The organism is uncultured Halorubrum sp. (assembly GCF_937146585.1).
Taxonomy (GTDB): Archaea; Halobacteriota; Halobacteria; order Halobacteriales; family Haloferacaceae; genus Halorubrum; species Halorubrum miltondacostae.
In genome coordinates, this window is sequence record NZ_CAKZRO010000122.1 from 1 (window position 1) to 3,932 (window position 3,932).

The 3,932-nt window shown below is 71.9% G+C and carries 2 protein-coding genes; both read left to right on the forward strand.

Features of this window, described 5'->3' with window-relative positions:
- Nucleotides 1–208: 208 nt before the first annotated feature.
- The gene (locus Q0116_RS09870) at nt 209–1,369 is read left to right on the forward strand and encodes a BMP family protein (protein WP_297887491.1); all 1,161 of its coding nucleotides are present in this window, start codon (nt 209–211) and stop codon (nt 1,367–1,369) included.
- Complete coding sequence (locus tag Q0116_RS09875) at nt 1,369–3,798, forward strand: methyl-accepting chemotaxis protein (protein ID WP_297887494.1); 2,430 nt, start codon at nt 1,369–1,371, stop codon at nt 3,796–3,798. The genes Q0116_RS09870 and Q0116_RS09875 overlap by 1 nt, the downstream gene beginning before the upstream one ends.
- Nucleotides 3,799–3,932: the final 134 nt, after the last annotated feature.

Genomic DNA, 3,932 nt, shown 5'->3' on the forward strand with positions numbered 1-3,932 from the left:
CTTGAACGCCGCGTCGAGGTCGAATCCACGCGATCCCGGTTGGTGGCTCATACCCCTTCGTACGCGCTCGGATTATAAATCCGTCCGACTGGATTCTCAGCCTCGGGGAACGGTGGTGACCGGACCGCCGGGGCTGCGAGCGCGGTTTACTATTATCATTGATAATCTGCTCCGAGGCGTTTTAGCCCTCGGTCGAAACCGGTGCGACATGACGCAGACGGGACCCACGACGCTCTCTCGACGGCGGCTCGCCGCCGGTCTCGGGGGGGCTGTGGCGGGCGCGCTGGCCGGGTGCCTCGGCGACGAGGCCCCCGGTTCGGCGTCGATAGACACCGGCAACGACGAACCGGCGGACGACGAGGCCGACGGGGGAGACGCGATCCGGAACGCGGCGGACGCCAGCGCGACGGTCGGGATGATCTACGCGCTCGGCGGGCTAGACGACCGGTCGTTCAACGACGCCGCGAACCGGGGCATCCAGCGCGCGCGCCTCGATCACGACGTGGCGTTCGCGAACGAGGAGCCGACCTCGATCCCGGAGTTCGAGACCGCGCAGGACGCCCTCTCGTCGTCGACCGACCCCGCCTACGACCTGATCTGCTGTATCGGCTTCCTCCAGGCGGACGCGCTCTCGACGGTCGCGGGCGAGCACCCCGACCAGCGGTACGCCATCGTCGACTCGGTCGTCGACCGCGACAACGTGGCGAGCTACGTGTTCCGCGAACACGAGGGATCGTTCCAGGCCGGCCACCTCGCCGGGCTGGTGACGGACCGGGACGTGTCCGTCGGCGCGGGGTCGACCATCCCCGACGAGCGGACCGTCGGCTACGTCGGCGGCGTCGACTCGCCGCTCGTCCGCAAGTTCGAGGCCGGCTACCGCGCCGGCGTCGACCACGCGACCGCGGACGTGTCGGTGCTGTCAACGTACCTCGGCGCGTTCGACGACCCCGAGGGCGGGTACGCCGCCGCCGCGGAGATGTTCGAACAGGGGGCCGACGTGGTGTACCACGCGGCCGGCGGGAGCGGACTCGGCGTGTTTCAGGCGGCTCAGGAGTACGGCCGGTACGCGATCGGCGTCGACTCCGACCAGTCGCGCAGCAACCCGCGGTACGCGGACGTGATCCTCGCGTCGATGGTGAAGCGGGTCGGCACCGCGGTGTACGACGCCGTCGAGGAGACGATCGACGACGACCTCGCCACCGGCTCCACGACGGCGCTCGGGCTCGCCGAGGACGGCGTCGCGCTCGTCTACGGTACGACGCTCGGGCCGGTGATCCCCGACGACGTGCGCGCCGCGATCGTCGACTCCGGCGAGCGGATCGTCGCCGGCGACCTGTCGGTCCCCACGGACCCGGAGGCGGTGAACTGATGGCACCCGACTCGTTCGAGCGCCTCGTGCGCGCGGTCGGGCGGCTCCTCCCGAACGCGGTGCGCCGCCGGTACGCCGCGAAGTTCGCGCTGGCGTTCCTCGTGGTCGCGGCCGTCGTCGTCGCCGGGGGCGCGTTCACCTACCTCCAGACCGAACAGACCGTGGAGTCTGACGCGACGACCCAGCTCGCCGAGACCGGCGGCCTCCAGGCCGACGCGATCGGGTCGTGGACCGAGCGGATGAGCACCGAGACGCGGTCGATGTCGGCGGCCGACGCGCTCCGGTCCGACCGGCGCGCGCCGGCGTACGTGCTGTTGAAAGACCAGCTGCTCTCCGAGGACATCGTCAGCATCCACCTCGTCGACGCGGCGCAGGACCGGGTCGTCGCCAGCACCGAACGCCCCTTAGAGGGGCGCGCGCCGAGCGACCTCGACGCGCCGTGGAGCGACGCGGACGTCCCCGAGGGGGTCGGCGAGGACGACCGCGTCTGGCGGTCGGACCGCTCGTACCGGTCGCCCGTGCTCAACGACCGCCCGGTGATGGCGTTCGCCAGCTCGGTGCCGCGGGCCGACGGCCGGTACCTCGTCGTGGTCACCCGCATCCAGCCGCAGCTCGAACGCATCCAGAACAGCGACACCGGGGAGGAGACGATGATCCTCAACGCCGCCGGCCAGACCGTCCTCGACATCGACGGCACGGTCGACGAAGCGGAACACGCCGACGGCGTCGAGGCGATCCGGGAGGGCAACGCCACGACCGCGACGCGGATCGGCGACGGCCAGGTCCACGCATACGCCTCCGTTCCCGACACCGACTGGGTGGCCGTCACGAGCGTCGACCAGTCGACCGCGTTCGCCGTCCGCAACGACGTGGGGAACTCCGTGCTGCTCCTCATCCTCCTCACGCTCGCGTCGCTGGGCGTCGTGGGCGCCGTCCTCGGAACCCGAACGGTGCTCCCGCTCTCGCGGCTCCGCAACCGCGCCGAGCGGATCGAGTCGGGGGACCTCGACGTCGACCTGTCGACCGGACGGATCGACGAGATCGGCCGCCTGTTCAGGAGCTTCGGGGAGATGCGGGACTCGCTCCGGGACCGGATCGCCGAGGCGGAGACCGCCGCCAACGAGGCCGAGGCGGCCCGCGAGGAGGCGGAGGCCGTCACCCGCGACATGGAGGCGCGTGCGGCCGACTACAGCGAGGTGATGGGCGCGGTCGCGGACGGCGACCTCACGCGCCGGATGGACCCGGACGCGGACCGCGAGGCGATGCGCGAGATCGCCGAGGAGTTCAACGACATGGTGGCCCAGCTGGAGCGGACCACCGCGCGGGTCGCCGCCTTCGCCGGCGAGGTCGACGGCGCGAGCGCGGAGCTCGCGGCCGGCGCCGACGAGGTCGAGACCGCGAGCGGGACCGTCAGCGAGCAGATCCAGGAGATCGCCGACGGCGCGATCAGTCAGGACGAGCGCCTCGACGAGGTGAGCGACGAGATGAGCGACCTCTCCGCGAGCATCGAGGAGGTCGCCTCGTCCGCCGCGTCCGTCGCGGAGACCGCCGAGGCCGCCGCGGAGCGCGGCGAGTCCGGCCGCGAGGCCGCCTCGGAGGCGCTCGACGAGATGGACGCGATCGAGGCGCGCTCCGCGGCCGCGGTCGAGCAGATGGAGGCGCTCGACGAGCGCATGGACGAGATCGACGAGGTGGTGGAGTTCATCACCGACGTGGCCGAGCAGACGAACATCCTCGCGCTGAACGCCTCCATCGAGGCCGCTCGCGCGGGCGAGGCCGGCGAGGGCTTCGCGGTCGTCGCCGACGAGGTCAAGGACCTCGCCGAGGAGACGCAGGAGGCCGCCGCCGAGATCGAATCGCAGGTCGAGGCGGTCCGCGAGGAGGCCGACGAGACCGTCGACGACATCCGCGAGACGAACGCGCGGATCGACGAGGGTTCGGACACCGTTCGGGAGGCGTCGTCGTCGCTCGAAGCGGTCGTCGACGCGGTCGAGGAGACGAACCACGGCGTCCAGGAGATCAGCGAGGCCGCCGAAGACCAGGCCCGGTCGACCCAGCGCGCGGTCGAGGGGGTCGAGGACGTCGCCGAGGTGAGCGGCGAGGTCGCCTCCGGGTCCGAACAGGTGTCCGCGGCCGCCGAGGAGCAGACGGCGACCGTCGCCACCATCGCGGAGAACGCCGACCGGCTCCGGGGACAGGCCGAGTCGCTCTCCGAGTCGGTCTCCGCCTTCGATGTCGACGTCGACCCCGAGGAAATCGAGGGCGCGGAGTCCGACGGCGTCGACGGGGCCGAGGGCAGCGACGCGGTCAGAGGCGACGAGCGACGCGACGCCGGGAACGGGCCCGTCGGGGACGCCGACGGATCGCCGTCCGGTGACGGGCTCGCCGCCGACGGCGACGGGCGCCCCCCGTCGTCGGACGAACGTTAGCCCTGCTTCGGGCTCGCTATTGACGAACGAGCGCGAGGGCGACCTTTCGACTGCGTACCGACGAACGAGCGTTACTCCCCGCTCTCCGGGTGCCCCTCGACGATGGCGACGCCGGACGACGCGCCGATCCGCAC

Bases quoted from the DNA above. Each gene is read 5' to 3' on its own strand.
- Q0116_RS09870 (WP_297887491.1), top strand. From the start codon at position 209: ATGACGCAGACGGGACCCACGACGCTCTCTCGACGGCGGCTCGCCGCC.
- Q0116_RS09875 (WP_297887494.1), top strand. From the start codon at position 1,369: ATGGCACCCGACTCGTTCGAGCGCCTCGTGCGCGCGGTCGGGCGGCTC.